Origin of the sequence: Streptomyces sp. NPDC051738, from assembly GCF_044453205.1 — a bacterium.
In the GTDB taxonomy this organism is placed as follows: Bacteria; Actinomycetota; Actinomycetes; order Streptomycetales; family Streptomycetaceae; genus Streptomyces.
The window spans coordinates 41,494-57,393 of the sequence record NZ_JBITCM010000018.1; the positions used below are offsets into that span (position 1 = coordinate 41,494).

Annotated in this window: 13 protein-coding genes and 2 pseudogenes; 9 read left to right on the forward strand and 6 right to left on the reverse strand. The window is 70.4% G+C overall.

What is annotated here, in order from left to right; genetic code table 11:
* Positions 1-16 precede the first annotated feature (16 nt).
* Together ACIA8X_RS34655 and ACIA8X_RS34660 are read right to left on the reverse strand one after the other, a co-directional pair.
* Positions 17-985, reverse strand: a complete 969-nt coding sequence (locus ACIA8X_RS34655) for a cyclase family protein (RefSeq protein WP_399459948.1) — start codon at positions 983-985, stop codon at positions 17-19.
* A 151-nt stretch (positions 986-1,136) separates the two neighbouring features.
* Positions 1,137-1,516, reverse strand: a pseudogene (locus tag ACIA8X_RS34660) (BtrH N-terminal domain-containing protein); the annotation flags it as partial.
* Positions 1,517-1,574: 58 nt separating this feature from the next.
* Here ACIA8X_RS34660 and ACIA8X_RS34665 point away from each other — a divergent pair.
* A complete protein-coding gene (locus ACIA8X_RS34665; RefSeq protein WP_393446512.1) occupies positions 1,575-2,099 on the forward strand; it encodes an AAA family ATPase in 525 nt (174 codons plus the stop codon).
* Positions 2,100-2,163: 64 nt separating this feature from the next.
* Here the strand turns inward: ACIA8X_RS34665 and ACIA8X_RS34670 are convergent, their stop codons facing one another.
* The 3 genes and pseudogenes from ACIA8X_RS34670 to ACIA8X_RS34680 all read right to left on the reverse strand — a co-directional run bounded on the left by ACIA8X_RS34670 (position 2,164) and on the right by ACIA8X_RS34680 (position 5,165).
* Entirely contained in the window at positions 2,164-3,051 is an 888-nt protein-coding gene (locus tag ACIA8X_RS34670) for an aldo/keto reductase (protein WP_399459949.1), read from the reverse strand.
* Positions 3,052-3,094: 43 nt separating this feature from the next.
* A complete protein-coding gene (locus tag ACIA8X_RS34675; RefSeq protein ID WP_399459950.1) occupies positions 3,095-4,129 on the reverse strand; it encodes a zinc-binding dehydrogenase in 1,035 nt (344 codons plus the stop codon).
* Positions 4,130-4,171: 42 nt separating this feature from the next.
* Positions 4,172-5,165 (reverse strand): annotated as a pseudogene (locus ACIA8X_RS34680) (aldo/keto reductase).
* 299 nt (positions 5,166-5,464) lie between these two features.
* Here ACIA8X_RS34680 and ACIA8X_RS34685 point away from each other — a divergent pair.
* Positions 5,465-6,379: a helix-turn-helix transcriptional regulator gene (locus ACIA8X_RS34685; protein WP_399459951.1), complete on the forward strand. Its 915-nt coding sequence runs from the start codon at positions 5,465-5,467 to the stop codon at positions 6,377-6,379.
* Between the two features lie 7 nt (positions 6,380-6,386).
* On the opposite strand, the gene ACIA8X_RS34690 is transcribed toward ACIA8X_RS34685, so the two are convergent.
* A complete protein-coding gene (locus tag ACIA8X_RS34690; RefSeq protein WP_399459952.1) occupies positions 6,387-7,301 on the reverse strand; it encodes a helix-turn-helix transcriptional regulator in 915 nt (304 codons plus the stop codon).
* A gap of 205 nt (positions 7,302-7,506) precedes the next feature.
* On the opposite strand from ACIA8X_RS34690, the gene ACIA8X_RS34695 reads away from it, so the two are divergent.
* From ACIA8X_RS34695 to ACIA8X_RS34725, 7 genes are all read left to right on the forward strand, one after another.
* Entirely contained in the window at positions 7,507-8,955 is a 1,449-nt protein-coding gene (locus ACIA8X_RS34695; protein WP_399459953.1) for an MFS transporter, read from the forward strand.
* Positions 8,956-8,998: 43 nt separating this feature from the next.
* Positions 8,999-9,850, forward strand: coding sequence for an aldo/keto reductase (locus ACIA8X_RS34700; protein WP_399459954.1), 852 nt, complete (start codon positions 8,999-9,001; stop codon positions 9,848-9,850).
* A gap of 103 nt (positions 9,851-9,953) precedes the next feature.
* The gene (locus ACIA8X_RS34705) at positions 9,954-10,595 is read left to right on the forward strand and encodes a flavodoxin (protein ID WP_399459955.1); all 642 of its coding nucleotides are present in this window, start codon (positions 9,954-9,956) and stop codon (positions 10,593-10,595) included.
* 235 nt (positions 10,596-10,830) lie between these two features.
* Entirely contained in the window at positions 10,831-11,475 is a 645-nt protein-coding gene (locus ACIA8X_RS34710; protein WP_399459956.1) for a (2Fe-2S)-binding protein, read from the forward strand.
* A gap of 6 nt (positions 11,476-11,481) precedes the next feature.
* Positions 11,482-12,462 (forward strand): FAD binding domain-containing protein, encoded by a 981-nt coding sequence (locus ACIA8X_RS34715; RefSeq protein WP_399459957.1) that lies wholly within the window; start codon positions 11,482-11,484, stop codon positions 12,460-12,462.
* The gene (locus ACIA8X_RS34720) at positions 12,459-14,690 is read left to right on the forward strand and encodes a xanthine dehydrogenase family protein molybdopterin-binding subunit (RefSeq protein ID WP_399459958.1); all 2,232 of its coding nucleotides are present in this window, start codon (positions 12,459-12,461) and stop codon (positions 14,688-14,690) included. The genes ACIA8X_RS34715 and ACIA8X_RS34720 overlap by 4 nt, the downstream gene beginning before the upstream one ends.
* Positions 14,691-14,765: 75 nt before the next feature.
* Positions 14,766-15,896, forward strand: a complete 1,131-nt coding sequence (locus ACIA8X_RS34725; RefSeq protein WP_393446545.1) for an XdhC family protein — start codon at positions 14,766-14,768, stop codon at positions 15,894-15,896.
* The last annotated feature ends 4 nt before the right edge of the window (positions 15,897-15,900 follow it).

Consider the following 15,900-nt stretch of genomic DNA (forward strand, 5'->3'; position numbering starts at 1 on the left):
CCGGACGGGGTCGCCGTCACAGGACCGCGACCGGGGTGACGGGTGAGCCGGTCCCGCCCGGAACGTTCAACGGCGCCACGACCAGCATGAACTCATACCGCCCCGCCTCGGCCGTGGCGGCGGAGAGCGCCTCCAGATCAAGGTTGTCCAGCAGCGGCACCCCCATCGCGGCCACGGCCAGGGCGTGGACCGGCGAGTGCACGCCGTCCACCGGGGAGGGCCGCACATCACTGTCGCCGTCTCCGCCCAGCAGCGCGATACCGCGCTCGGCCAGCAGGGGTATGGCATCCACGTGGAAGCCCGCGCTCGCCGTGTCGGGGTCCCAGGCACCGAGTTCCGCGCGGCGGCGGACGTGTCCGGAGCGCAGCAGCACCGCGTCGCCCTCGCCGATCGTCACGTCGAGCGCCTTCTCCGCGGCGATGACGTCCTTCGCGTGGACCGCCCGTCCCGGCTCCAGCCAGCGGATCCCCAGGACGTCCGGGAGGTCGAGGAGCACCCCCTTCGTGACGAGAGAGCCGAGCGTCGACACCGCGCCGAAGCGGGCGCCCGCGGAGTCGACGACCTCGCTCGCCGTCCGGCCGTCGTAGAGCTGGCCGCGGTAGGCGATGTGGCACAGGGCGTCGAGATGGGTGACACCCTTGCCGTGGTAGTCGGCTGCGATGAAATCCTTGTGGGTGCGGGGTTCGGGGGCTTCGACATCGCCCAGATCGGTCATGTGATGCAAAGCCGGTTTGCGGTTGTCAGGACCCGGCCGGGTGTTCCAGGGCAGCGCCATCGGGACGACGGTCCCGGACCGCACGGTGGCCGTGGCCCGCCGCACATGGTCCGCGGTCACCCGGTTCCAGGCACCACGGTCGGCCGCGGCCCACCGCCCCCACGTGCGAACCCTTTCGAAGAGTGCGTCGAACTCCCGACGGGATACGGCGGGACCGTTGCCGGTGTCGGCGGGCACGGGATCCGGGACCTGGGCGGAGGTCGAGCTCATCTGTCCTCACCGATCGCTCCGGGGCGGGCGGCCCGAACGGCCGAGCGGGCTCGTCCTCACGTTTCCACCGATTGTCGGCGAACGTGCAGGTCATCGCGAACCGACACCCGCCTCGTCGCGAACGACGCGACCGGCGGTTACAGCAGGCCCTCTAGAGCATGCTGAGTGCCCGCATCGCATCGCGTTCGATGCGCGAGAGATCGTGGAGGAGGGAGCCGGCCTGCATGAGGTTCTTCGCGTCGCCGGATTCGCCTGCTGTCGATCAGCTGGGCACACTCGGCGAGGAAGTCCCGGTAGAGATTGCGGAACAGGGCGCCGCCGGGAGCGGTGCCTGGCGGTCATGGGGCCGCGCTCGGCTCTGGCCCTGGCCAGGTTGGCGAGGCTGGTCGAGACGGCTCCGCCCTGCGGGTCGGTGTCCACCAGGTAGGCATCCTGTTCGTCGTAGCCGTACATGGCCACGACGTGCCCGCCGAAGTGCACCTTGGTGCTGAAGTAGTCCAGGTGGTAGCTGTCGAGCTGAAGGCCGACCGGCGTCGATGGGTGCCGCCACCCCATTGCCACGGCCCGCGCAGCGCTAGCATCGGGCCTCGTGATCGTATGGCTCAACGGCACCCACGGCGCAGGCAAGACGACGACCAGTGCACTCGTGCAGCAACTGATTCCGGACTCACGGGTGTTCGACGCCGAGAAGGTCGGCGAGACACTCATGGACATCAAGCCAGGGCTGCCCGCGACGGACAACTTCCAGCACTGGCCGCCGTGGCGGCCGCTCGTCGTCGAGACCGCCCGCCGCGTACTGGACTACACCGGCGGCACGCTGGTGATGCCCATGACCGTTCTGGTCGAGCAGTACTGGCGCGAGATCAGCGCTGGGCTCGCCCAACATGGCATCCCGGTACGGCACTTCGTCCTCCATGCCGACCAGGACACCCTCCGCGGGCGCATCGCAGGCGACACCGTTCTTGGCCCCAACTCCCCGTTCCGTCTCCAATACCTCGAGCCCTACGCCGAGGCGGCCCGCACCTGGCTGCACGCCGAGGCCGAGGTCATCGACACCACGCACCTCACGCCCGCCCAGGCCGCCCTGCTGATCGCAGAGGCCGTCAAGAGTTGAGGTCCAACCGCCACGCCCAACAGGCGCAGGTGGCAACAGAAATGACCCTGGCGGTGTAAAGCAGTCAGCGGGTGCCGAACGTGTCCAGCTTGATGGCCTCGGGGTCGGGGCCGCTGCGCAGCCCGGTGTCGAGGGCGTCGATGGCGGCCAGCTCGTCGGGGGTGAGCGTGAAGTCGAAGACGTCGAAGTTCTCCGCGATGCGGTGTGCCTTGACGGACTTCGGGATCGCGCACACGCCGTGGTCGAGGTGCCAGCGCAGGACGACCTGGGCCGCCGTCTTGCCGTACTTGTCGGCGAGCGCGGTGACGACCGGCTCCGCCAGGGCGCTGCGGCCACCGTTGGGAGCCTGGGCCCAGTAGCGGGTGATGCCGCCGATCGGCGACCAGGCCTGGGTGGTGATCCCGAGCTTCTCGTGGACGTCCACCAGTTCGCCGTGGACGAAGTAGGGGTGCAGTTCGACCTGGTTGACCGCCGGGACGACGTCGGTCTGCTCCAGGAGGGTGTGCAGCAGCCCCGGGGTGTGGTTCGAGACGCCGATCGCCCGGACCCGGCCGTCGGCCAGCAGCTGCTCGGCGGCCTTGTAGGCGGCGAACCAGGGTTCGGGCTCCAGCGGCGCCGGCTGGTGCAGCAGGTACAGGTCGAGGTACTCCAGGCCCAGCTTGGCCAGACTGGTGTCGAAGGCGCGCAGCGCGGAGTCGTAGCCGTAGTCGCTCAGCCACAGCTTGGTCGTCACGAAGACCTCGTCGCGGTCCACGCCGGAACGCCTGAGCCCCTCACCGACCTGCTCCTCGTTGCGGTACGCGGCGGCGGTGTCGATCAGGCGGTAACCGTCCCTCAGGGCGGTCTCGACCGCGGCGGCCGTCTCCTCCGGAGGGCTCTGGTAGACGCCGAGGCCCAGCGCGGGCATCTCGACGCCGTTGTTCAGCTTGAGAAGGGGAGTTCTGCCGGTCATGGCTGTTCCTTGGGGAGTCGTGACGGTGCGCGACGGGCGGGGGTCAGGGCTGGACGAGGACCTTCAGGGCTTCTCGGTCGGCCATCGCGCGATAGCCGTCGGGGATGTCCTCCAGGCTCACGGTCCGGTCGAAGACACGGCCCGGTTCGATGCGGCCCTCCAGAACTTCGGGCAGCAGCTCCTCGATGTAGGCGCGGGCCGGGGCCACACCTCCGGTGAGGGTGATGTTCTTAATGAACTCGGGGAATCCCAGCGGGACTTCGTCGTACTGCGGCGCGCCGACGCGGCTGATCGTGCCGCCCGCGCGCACCACGCCCAGTCCCATCTCCAGAGCCGGACGCGTTCCGACGCACTCCAGCACGGTGTGGGTGCCGTCGCCGCCGGTCAGCTCCCGTACCCGCGCGATGCCCTCCTCGCCGCGCTCGGCGACGACGTCTGTGGCGCCGAAGTCGCGGCCCAGGTCGGTACGGTCCTCGTGGCGGCCCATCAGGATGATCCGCTCGGCACCGAGCCGCTTGGCGGCCAGCACCGCCGAGAGGCCGACCGCGCCGTCGCCGACGACCGTCACCGTCGTCCGCGGGGTGACGCCGGCGGTGACCGCGCTGTGGTGCCCCGTGCAGAACACGTCCGACAGGCTCAGCAGCGACGGCAGGAGGGCCGAGTCCTCCGCGACGGGCAGCTTGACCAGCGTGCCCTGCGCCTGCGGAACACGCACCGCCTCGCCTTGACCGCCGTCGACGCCGTCCCTTCCCCACACCCCGCCATGCCGGCAGGACGTGTGCAGTCCCTCGCGGCAGAAGTCACAGGTGTTGTCGGCCCAGACGAACGGCGCCACGACGAGGTCGCCGCGCCTGAGTCCGGACACGTCCGTGCCGGTCTCCTCGATGACGCCGAGGAACTCGTGCCCCATCCGCTGTCCGTCTTCCGTGGCCGGCAGGGAGCCGTAGGGCCACAGGTCGCTGCCGCAGACGCAGGATCGCAGGACGCGTACCAGTGCGTCGGTGGGCTGCTGGATCGTCGGATCCGGGACGTTCTCGACGCGGACGTCTCCTGCGCCGTACATCAGTGTCGCTCGCATGGGGTGAGTTCCCTTGTTGCTCGATAAGGAGTTGACGGTTGGTCAGTAACGGCCGCCGTGCGGGACGGGCAGCGCGTCCAGTTCGGCCAGGTCGGCCGCGCTCAGCTCGATGTCCGCCGCCCCGGCGTTGTCCGTCAGGTATGTGGGGGTCTTGGTGCCGGGGATGGGGATCACGTATGCGCCCTGGGCCATCACCCAGGCGAGTGCCACCTGCGCCGGGGTGGCGCCGATGCGCTCGGCGATCTCCCGCACCTTGCCGACCATGGCGAAGTTGTCGCGCAGCGCGTCCTGCTGGAAGCGCGGCAGCGAACGTCGGAAGTCGTCCTCGGGCAGGTCGTCGAAGGAGGTGAACCGACCGGTGAGGAAGCCCCTCCCGAGCGGCGAGTACGGCAGGAAGGCGATGCCCTGGTCCCGGCAGTACGGCAGCACCTCGTCCATCCACTCCCGCGTCCACAGCGACAGCTCCGACTGCACGGAGGTCACCGGGTGCACGGCCTGGGCGCACTTGATGTGGTCCACCGTCGCCTCGGACAGACCGATGTACCGGGCCTTGCCGGCGGCCACCGTCTCGGCGAGCGGTACCCCCAGGACTCCTGGGGGTACCCCCTCTGGGGGAGGGCACCTCGGGGTCGACGCGGTGCAGCTGGTAGAGGTCGACGTGGTCGGTTCCCAGGCGGCGCAGGCTCTCGTCGATCGACTTGCGGATGTGCTCGGGACGGCCGTTCGGCACGGGGCCCTGGCGGGCGATGTCCCCGGCGTTGTCGCGGGCCGTCACACCGACCTTGGTGGCGAGGACCGCCCGCTCGCGGTAGCCGTCGGCCAGCGCGTGGCCGACCAACTCCTCGTTGGTGTACGGCCCGTAGATGCCGGCGGTGTCGATCAGGGTCATGCCGAGGTCGATCGCCTGGCGGATGACGGAGACGGACCTCTCCTCGTCCCGAGGGGTCGCCATGTCGTAGCCGAACGACATTCCCATGCAGCCCAGGCCGAGGACGCCGGTCTCCGGGCCGTCGGTGCCGAGTGTCGTCGTGCGCATGAACGCTGCCTGCTTCCTGTCAGGGTGGTGGTGATGTTCCTCGTCGGTGGCGGAATGTGCGGGAGGGCTGCCTGGACGCGGCCTCGTCCTCCACCATGTCCTTGAACCGCGCGATCGCGCTCATGGCGCTCGGCCACCCGGCGGACAAGGCCGCCAGGGTCCGGTTCCCGACACTGGCAACGGTCCCTCTCCCCGCGTCACGTGCCAGACCGCGCTGTGCCGGGGAATCGCGTTCAGGGGTGTGACAGGGCCCCCCAGGCGCCTACCGGCGAGTCACCTGCGCCCGCACACTCGAAGGCATGACACGTGAGCAGCCCGCCGGCGGGGGCACCGAGCTGGGCGGCTTCCTGCGCGCTCGTCGGGTGCGGATCACCCCCGCCGAGGCCGGTCTCACGGTCGGTCCGGGACCGCGCCGCACGCCCGGGCTGCGTCGTGAGGAACTGGCCGCCCTCGCCCGGATCAGCTTCGACTACTACGTCCGTCTGGAACGCGGGAAGGAGACCCGGCCCAGCCCGTCCGTCGTCGACGCCCTGGCCCGGGCCCTGTGCCTGGAGGCGGACGAACACGAGCACCTGCGCGAACTCGCCGCCAGGGCTGCCCGCACCGCGCCAGAGCCTCCGGCGCCGCCCAGCCGAACGCTACGGCCGGGCGTGAAGCTGCTGCTGGAGACCATGCGGCCGAATCCCACCCACGTGGTCAGTCGTACCAACGACTTGCTGGGGGCCAACCCCAGCGGGCTGAGACTGCTCGCCGGAATCGAGGAGTGGCCGGTCAGGCAGCGCAACCTTGCCCGCTACGCCTTCCTCCACCCCACCGCACGCACTCTCTTCCCCGACTGGGAGAACCAGGTCCGCGGCTGCGTCGCCCTGCTGCAGTCCCTGGCCAGGACCGACCCCGACGCCCCCGATCTGGCTCGGCTTGCCGGGGAACTGCTGGTGAAGAGCCCGGAGTTCGCCCGCCTCTGGAAGCGCCACGACATCAAGGGGCGCTCCCACGGCCGCAAGCCCTTGCACCACCCCGACGTCGGCGACCTCGTCCTCGGTTACCAGTCCATGGAACTGGAGGGCACGCCGGGCCACCGGCTGATCATGTACTACGCCGAGCCGGGTACCCCCGACCACGACGCCCTCGTCCTTCTCGACCTGCTCGGCTCGCAGCCGAAGGCTCACGAACGGACGTCTTCCGAGGACGAACCCACGTCGTCCTCCGCCTGAGCCCGCGTCAGGGCTGTGTGCGCCGTTGCTGTTCGGCCTTCGGATCGGCGGCCTGCGCGGCGGGCTCCGGTGACGTCATGTCGAGCAGAAGCATGGCCTCGTGGTCGGGGGTGCCGGGTTCGGCGGTGTAGACGCCGAGGCGTTGGCCAGGGGTGTCCTCGAGCTGCATGCTCTGGCCGCTGAGGGTGAGGATGCCGACCTGGGGGTGGTGGAAGGTCTTGTGGGTCTTCTTGCGGCCGGCGACGTCGTAGCGCTCCCACAGTTCGGCGAAGTCCGGGCTCTTGAGCAGAAGCTCCCCCACCAGGCTGGTGAGGTCTGGGGCGTCCGGGTCGGTACCGGCCACGGCTCGGAGCCTGGCGACACAGCCGCGGACCTGGTTCTCCCAGTCGGGGAAGAGAGTCCGTGCGGTGGGGTGGAGGAAGAGGTAGCGGGCAAGGTTGCGCTGGGTGTCAGGCCAGTCGGCAAGTCCCGCGTACAGGGCGAGGCCGCCGGGGTTCCAGGCGAGCAGGTCCATGCTGCGGCTGACGACGTAGGCCGGGCTCGGCCGCAAGGTCTCCAGGACCAGCGTCAGGTGCGGGCCCACGGTCCGGCTGGGCGGCGGCGAGGACTCGGGGACGAACCTGGCGGCGCGGGCGGCCAGCTCGCGCAGGTGCTGGTGCTCGGCATCGTCGAGGTCCAGGGCACGAGCGATGGCGTCGAGCACAGAGGGGCTGGGACGGATCTCCTTGCCGCGCTCCAGACGGACGTAGTAGTCGATGCTGATGCCGGCGAGCGTCGCCAGCTCCTCGCGGCGCAGACCAGGAGTGCGGCGCAGTCCGGTGCCCACGGTGAGGCCGACCTGGCCGGGGCTGGTCTGGGTGCGGCGGGCGCGCAGGAATCGGCCCAGTTCCAAATCGGCGCTGCTGCTCTGCTCTGATGCCATAAACGCCAGTGTCACACCGCGCTGACCTGCGTGGCTGGCGCGTGGGGGGCCCTGTCACACCCCTGAACGTCGCTCCCTGGCACAGCCCGGCCTGCCACCGGGGCCGGAAAGACGCGACGCTCGTTTTCTGTCAGCACACCTGGCCGTCGCACCCGGCCTTCACATGCGGCCCGCACACCTGGCCGCCCCAGTGCGGGAGAACCCCTTGTCCACGTCCGCCTCGTCCGCATCGCTCCAACCCGCCGTGGTGGGTCCGCCGCCGGAGAGCACGTCCGGCGCGCGCCCGGCACTGGCCGCCGTACTGCTCGGCTTCTTCATGATCATGGTCGACGCGATGGTCGTGAACGTGGCCCTGCCCTCGATCGGGCGCGGTTTCGGCAGCGGGATGACGGGACTGCAGTGGGTGGTCGACGGCTACACCCTCGCCTTCGCCGCGTTCCTGCTGTCCGCCGGCGCGGTCAGTGACCGTATCGGGGCTCGTCAGGCGTTCGCCGGTGGTCTGGGCCTGTTCGTGGCGGCGTCCGCCGTCTGCGCGCTGGCGCCGAGTCTGGGCGTTCTGGTGGCGGCACGGCTGGTGCAGGGAGCCGGGGCCGCGGTGGTCGTTCCGTCCTCCCTGGCCCTGCTGCGGGAGACCTTCCCCGACCCGGCGGCCCGGGCGAAAGCGATCGCCCTGTGGGGCGTGGGCGGCTCCGTCGGCGCCGCTGCCGGGCCGGTGGCCGGCGGACTGCTCACCCTGGTCGACTGGCGGATGATCTTCTTCGTCAACCTGCCCGTCGGCGCGGTGGCCCTGGTGCTCCTCAGGCGCGCCCGGCGCTCCCCGCGCCAGGAGGTGCCCTTCGACTGGACCGGCCAGGTGGCCGCGGTCACCGCCATGGGCACGCTGACCTACGCGGTCATCGAAGCCGGTGCCGACGGGTTCGGCACCGCACGGGTTCTCGGCGCGTTCGCCGTGGCGGTCGTGGCAGCCGTCGTCTACCTGACCGCACAGGCGCGCGGGCGGCACCCGATGACGCCGCTGCCGCTGCTGCGGTCGCGCATCGTGTCCCTCTCGGTCGCCATCGGCTTCGCCCTGAACGTCGCCTTCTACGGGATGATCTTCCTGCTGGGGCTCTATCTCCAGCAGGTGCACGGGCTGAGCGCACTCGCCACCGGTGTGGCCTTCCTGCCGATGACCGTCCTCACGTCCTTCATGGGCCCCGTCGCCGCCCGCCTCGCCGTCCGGTTCGGTGCGCGGATGCCGGTGGTCACCGGCCAGTGCCTGATCGCCGCGGGCCTATTGGCCATGGCGACCCTCCCTGTCGCCGCCCCGGTCTGGCTGACCGTGGTGCTGATGGTGCCCGTCGGTGCCGGCGGTGCCATGGCCGTGACCGCGCTGACGGCGCTGCTGCTGGAGAAGGTGCCCGCCGAGCGGGCCGGCGTCGCCAGTGGTGTGCTGAACGCGTCCCGCCAGCTCGGCGGCGCCCTGTCCGTCGCCGTCTTCGGTGCACTCGTCGCCGACCGGGCCCGATTCGCCCCCGGCCTGCACACCAGCCTGCTGATCGCCGCGGCGACCGTGGCGGTGAGCGTCGTAGCCACCCTGCTGCTGCGCACTCAGATACCTCATCGGATTCCGGCCACCGCCACCGAAGCGAGCACGCGCCCGCTCGAACGCTGACCGGTCACCTGCCCCACCCCGTTTCGCACAGAAAGAAGTTCCCATGCAGAACGTCACCCTCAACAACGGCGTCGAGATGCCGATCCTCGGTTTCGGTGTCTTCCAGATCCCGGCGGAGGAGACCGAGCAGGCCGTCACCGAGGCCCTCGCGGCCGGCTACCGACTGCTGGACACGGCCGCCGCCTACCAGAACGAGGAGGCCGTCGGTCGCGCCATCAAGGCCAGCGGCATCCCGCGCGACGAGCTGTTCGTCACCACCAAGCTGTGGGTCCAGGACGCGCCCGCCGACGAGAACACCGAGCGCGCCTTCGAGACCTCGCTGAACAAGCTCGGCCTGGACTACCTCGACCTGTACCTCATGCACCAGCCTTACGGCGACGTGTACGGCCAGTGGCGCGCCATGGAGCAGCTGAACCGGGAGGGCCGGGCGAAGGCGATCGGCGTCGCCAACTTCTACCCGGACCGGCTCCTCGACCTGATCATCAACAACGAGATCACCCCGGCGGTCAACCAGATCGAGACCCACCCCTTCTTCCAGCGCACCGCCGACCAGGAGCTCATGCGCGAGCACGGGGTCCAGATCCAGTCGTGGGGCGGGTTCGCCGAGGGCAAGAGCAACCTCTTCACCAACCCGGTCCTGAGCGAGATCGGCGAGAAGCACGGCAAGTCCGTGGCGCAGGTCGTACTCCGCTGGCTCACCCAGCGCGGCGTCGTCGCGATCCCCAAGTCGGTACGCCCCGACCGCATGGCGGAGAACTTCGACATCTTCGACTTCGAGCTGACCGACGACCAGGTCGCGGCCATCGCCACCCTGGAAACCGGCAGCTCGCTGTTCTTCGACCACCGTGACCCTGCGATGGTCAACTGGCTCAGCGCGCGGCGCGTGGACAGCTGACCTGACGGACGGCCTCTTCATGTCCCAGAACATCACTGACGTACCCCCCGCGCTGGGGAGACGTGCGCTCCTTCGTGGCGTCCTCCTGGGAGGAGCCACCGTCATGACGGGTGTTCAGATCACCGGCTGCTCCCCGTCGCGGTCGGGCGGGGCGGCGTCGGAGTCCGGTGAGCGATCTGCCGCGACACCCTCGCCCGGGAACGCGACGCCCTCGCCCGGGAAGCGGATCCTGCTGGCCTACTTCTCTCGCCCGGGCGAGAACTACTACTACGGAGGGCGTACGACGCTCAAGACCGGGAACACCGAAGTCCTCGCCCAAATGATCAACGAGCTCATCGAGTGCGACGTGCACCGCATCGAAGCCGTCGCCCCCTACTCCGACGACTACGACGAGACGGTCGCCCGCAACGTCCGCGAACAGGACGCCGATGCGCGGCCGGCCATCTCCGATCCCCCGTCCTCGATCGACCGTTACGACGTGGTGCTGCTGGCCAGTCCCATCTGGAACGTCAGAGCACCCATGATCATGTCGACCTTCGCCGAGAGGTACGACTTCCGCGGCAAGACGGTCCATCCGGTCACGACGCATGCGATGAGCGGTCTTGGCACGACCGCGCGCGACTACGCGGCGTCGTGTCAGGGCGCGACCATCGGGGAAGGGCTCGCGGTGCGCGGCGAGGAAGTCCAGAAGGCCGATGCCGAAGTCCGGTCGTGGCTGCGGCGCATCGGCGTTCTCCAGGACTGACCCCCGTCTCTCGAACGGGGCAGTTTGACAGCCCCGTGACCTGTGCGACAGGCGGGAGAGGGGCTCTGTCACACCCTGGCTGACTGTTCCCTGGCACAACACGCCCTGCCACACGTCCGGTCGGCCCACCAGGCTGGGCGGAAGCCGAAGTGCCATCAGGGTCAACGGTCAACCCCCGTCGTGGGCTCACCCCGATCATCAAGTCCCCCACCTTCCCTGTGCCGAGAGAGTGAGCATGTCTCCCGAAACTTCCGAGTCGGCCGCGCCTCCTCCCCTCACCCAGCCCCCATCCACACCTTCCCGTCGTACCTTCATCGCGACGGCCTCCGCGACCGGCGGTGTCATCGCGGCGGGGGGTCTGGTCGCAGGTCCGTCGCTCCTCGGCGTCGAGGAGGCCGCCGCCGCCGAGGCCTCGCCCAGCAGCCGTGTCTCGTTGACCGTCAACGGCGAGCGGCACACCGTCACCGTCGACAACCGCACCTCACTGCTCGACCTGCTGCGTGAGCACCTCGGACTGACCGGCTCGAAGAAGGGCTGCAATGCCGGCGCCTGCGGGGCCTGCACGGTTCTGGTCGACGGTCGACGGGTCAACTCCTGTCTGACTCTGGCGGTTCGCTTGGAGGGCGCCGAGGTCACCACCATCGAGGGACTGGCCAACGGGGATCAACTGCACCCGCTGCAGCAGGCGTTCATCGACCAGGACGCCTTCCAGTGCGGCTACTGCACCCCCGGCCAGATCGTCTCAGGCGTCGGCTGCATCGAGGAGGGCCACACCGGCTCCCCGGAGGAGATCCGGGAGTGGATGAGCGGCAACATCTGCCGCTGCGGCTGCTACGTCAAGATCGTGCGCGCGGTCGAACAAACCACGGGCCGGAAGTGAGTGCCCATGTACCCCTTCTCCTTCACCAAGGCATCCGACACCCGTGAAGCCCTCAACGCCGGTAGGCGCGGCGGCCGCTACATCGCCGGCGGAACCACCCTGGTCGACCTGATGCGCGAGACCGTCGAGCGCCCCGCGACCCTGGTCGACATCACCCGCCTACCGCTGGACGAGGTCACCGTCACCGAGCGCGGCGGGCTGCGGATCGGCGCGCTGGTGACCATGTCGGAGGCCGCAGCCGACCGCAGGGTGCGCATGCTGTACCCGGTCGTCTCACAGGCCTTGGAGCTGAGTGCCTCGGCACAGCTGCGCAACATGGCCACCATCGGCGGCAACATCATGCAGCGCACCCGGTGCACGTACTTCCGTGACGTGACGGCCGCCTGCAACAAGCGCGAGCCAGGGTCGGGGTGCTCCGCGCGCGAAGGCTTCAACCGCACCCACGCGATCCTGGGCACCTCCGATTCATGCGTGGCCACCCACCCCTCCGATGTGGCGGTGGCCTTCGCCGCACTGGCGGCGCGGGTTCATCTGCTGGGCCCGGACGGTGAGCGCACCGTCTCCTTCGGCGACTTCCTGCTGCGGCCCGGCAGCACTCCGAACCGCGAACAGGCCCTCCGCAAGGGCGAGTTGATCAGCGCCGTGGAGATCCCCGCCCATCCGCGCCCGCTGAAGTCCGGCTACCTGAAGGTGCGCGATCGCCAGTCCTACGAGTTCGCGCTCACCTCGGCCGCGGTCGCCCTGCACCTCCGCGGCGGCGTGATCCGCGAGGCCAGGGTCGCCGCCGGAGGGGTGGGCACCGTGCCGTGGAAGCTGCCCGCCGTGGAGCGAGCCCTCATCGGCGAACGTCCATCGGACCGGCTCTGGACCGAGGCCGCCGAGCACGCGGCGGACGGCGCCCGCCCGCTGGCCCACAACCGCTTCAAGGTCGAGCTGCTCCAGCGGACCGTCGAACGCCAGCTGCGCATCGTAGGAGACAACGCATGAGCACCCAGCCGCAGGCAGCCGTCGGCGCACCGCTCTCCCGCGTGGACGGACGCCTGAAAGTGACGGGGCAGGCCGAGTACGCAGCCGACCTCCCCCACGCGCGAACAACCTCGCGCGAGACGACCCCCATGCTCGAAGGGGTCGTACATGCCGTCGTGGTCGACAGCAGTATCGCCCTGGGCCGGATCACCGGCATCGACACCCGCGCCGCCGAAACCCAGCCCGGCGTCCTGAAGGTGATCCACCACCGCAACGCCCCCAAGCTGCCGTACGGGCCCAACCCGGGGTCGCTCAACCTCCCGGGTGAGCGGCTGCGCGTCTTCCAGGACGACCAGGTCCGCTTCCACGGCCAGCCGGTCGCCGTCGTCGTGGCGACCACCCTGGAAGCCGCTCAGCACGCGGCGAGCCTGGTGAAGATCGACTACGACGCCGAACAGCCCGCCACCGACCTGGCCGAGGCCCCGGCGGCGGGCGAGCCCCGCACCTACGCGCGCGGCGACGCGGAGGCGGCCCTGCGCGACGCCGCCGTCCGGCTGGAGATGACGTACCGGACGGCCCGCAATCACCACAACGCGATGGAGCTCCACGCCACCGTCGCCCACTGGGACGGCGACCGGCTCACGCTGTGGGACAAGACCCAGTGGGTGCAGAGCCCGCGCGACGAACTCGCCGCCAACTTCGGCATCCCGGCGGACAACATCCGCGTCATCTCCCCCTTCGTCGGCGGCGCGTTCGGCAACGCCGCGCGGGCCTGGCCGCACATCACCGTCGCTGCCCTCGCCGCCCGCGAGATGGGCCGCCCGGTCAAGCTCGTCCTGACGCGCAGGCAGCTCTACTTCGGGGTGGGGTACCGGCCGTCGTACGAGTACACGGTGCGACTGGGCAGCGACCGGCGCGGCCGGCTGTCGGCCATGACCCACGACCTGCGCGCCGAGACGTCCAGGTACGAGACGTTCGCGGAGCGCGGCGTCCTGGCTCCGGGCCAGATGCTCTACACCACCCCGAACGTCTCCCAGACGCACCGGACGGTGCCGCTGGACGTGAACACCCCGACCCCGATGCGCGGCCCGGGCTACTCCAGCGCCGCCTTCCCCATCGAGAGCGCGGTGGACGAACTCGCCGCCGAACTCGGCATCGACCCCATCGAGCTGCGGCAGCGCAACGAACCCGACAACGACCAGTCCAGCGGGCGGCCCTTCTCCACCCGGCGGCTGCGGGAGTGCTACACCGTGGGCGCCCGCGAGTTCGGCTGGGACCGCCGCGACCCGCGACCGCGCTCCACCCGTGACGGCGACTGGCTGATCGGTACCGGCATGGCCACCGCCCTCTACGACACGCTGCGCGCCCCGGGCCAGGCCCGGGTACGGCTGGACGACGACGGCACCGCCCTCGTCGAGTCCTCGACCAGTGACATGGGCCCCGGCACCTACACCTCGCAGACCCAGGTCGCCGCCGACGCCCTCGGTCTCGCGGTCCGCAACGTCACCTTCCGACTCGGCGACACGAGCATGCCCACGGCCCCGCTCCACGGCGGGTCGCTGACCATGGCCAGCGTCGGCTCCACCGTCCTGGATGGCTGCGACAAGCTGCGGCAGCAGGCGATCGAACTCGCTGTCGGGGACTCGCGTTCACCGCTCTACGGCGTCGACGCCGGCGACGTGGTGGTGCGCGGCGGCCGGCTGCATGTGAAGGACAACCCCGCGCGCGGGGAGACTTACCGGCAACTCCTCACCCGCAACAAGCGCGAGTATCTGGAGGCGATGGGCTCCTGGACCCCCGCCCAGTCACGGTTCTCCATGTACGCGTACGGCGCGGTGTTCGCCGAGGTCGGCGTGGACGCCCGCCTCGGGCTGGTGCGGGTGCGGCGGATGCTCGGCGTCTTCGACGCGGGCCGCATCATCAGCCCGAAGCTGGCCGACAGTCAGGCCATCGGCGCCATGGTCGGCGGGATCGGCATGGCCCTGCTGGAGCACACGGTCACCGACCACCGCGACGGCCGGATCGTCAACGCCAACCTCGCCGACTACCTCGTCCCGGTCAACGCCGATGTCCCCGACCTCAAGGCGATCTACGTCGACGGCCGCGACGACGAGGCCGACCCCCTCGGCGTCAAAGGCCTGGGCGAGGTCGTCCTGGTCGGTGTGGCGCCCGCGATCGCCAACGCCGTCTTCCACGCCACAGGGCGACGGGTGCGGGAACTGCCCATCACCGCCGAGTCCCTGCTCTGAGCCAAGCCCGGGCAACGGTCGGCGAACTCTCGCCGCTGCCCGGGTTCCGGCGCCGCCCTCCCGGAGACCTCACCGATGTTGAACATCGCGGACACGCTGCACACTTGGTGCCGCGAGGCCCGTCCTTTCGCCCTCGCCACCGTCGTCCAGGTCAGCGGCAGCGCACCGCTGCCCGTCGGCACCGCCCTGGCAGTGGACGCCGACGGCAACGTGGTCGGCAGCGTGTCCGGAGGATGCGTTGAGGGCGCCGTCTACGAGCTGTGCCAGCAGGTGCTCAAGGCCGAGGAACCCCCGACCCGGGCTCGGTTCGGGTACTCCGACGACGATGCCTTCGCCGTCGGCCTTACCTGCGGCGGCGAACTCGACGTCCTGGTGCAGCGGATCGACACCACCGACCACCCCCACCTCACCGCGGCCCTCTCCGAGGTGACGTCCGGCCGGCCCGCCGCCGTGGCACAGATCATCGCCGGACCCGAAGAACTCCTCGGCCGCACCCTGAGCGTCACGGGCGACGGCAGCACGCACGAGGCAGCCGTGGGCGGTGAGGATGATGAGGACTGGAAGACTGCGGTGGCCGCGCAGGCTCACGCACTGCTGCGGGCGGGCCGCAGCGGCCGGATCGAGGTCGGCGGAGAGGCGACGACCTGCCCGGAAAGGCTGTCCGTTCTCGTCCACACGCATGCGTCCCGCCCCCGGATGCTGATCTTCGGCGCGGTCGACTTCGCCGGCGCGCTGAGCGAGATCGGTCGCTTCCTCGGCTACCGAGTCACCGTGTGCGATGCCCGCCCCGTCTTCGTCACCCCCTCCCGTTTCCCGTACGCAGACGACGTGGTGGCCGACTGGCCGCACCGCTACCTGGCCGGGACGGAAGTGGACGCCCGCACGGCCGTCTGCGTCCTCACCCACGACACCAAGTTCGACATACCCCTGCTGCGGCTGGCGCTGAGCCTGCCCGTCGGCTACGTGGGCGCGATGGGCTCGCGCCGCGCCCACGAGCACCGCCTGGAACTGCTGCGCGAGGCCGACGTCCCGGAGGAACACCTGACCCGCCTGCACTCCCCGATCGGCCTCGACCTCGGCGCCCGCACTGCCGAAGAGACGGCCCTCTCCATCGCGGCGGAGATCGTCGCCCACACGAATCAGGGCTCGGGCGCCCCGCTGACCCGGAGCACCGGACCCATCCACCACCGACGGACACCATCGTGAGCGC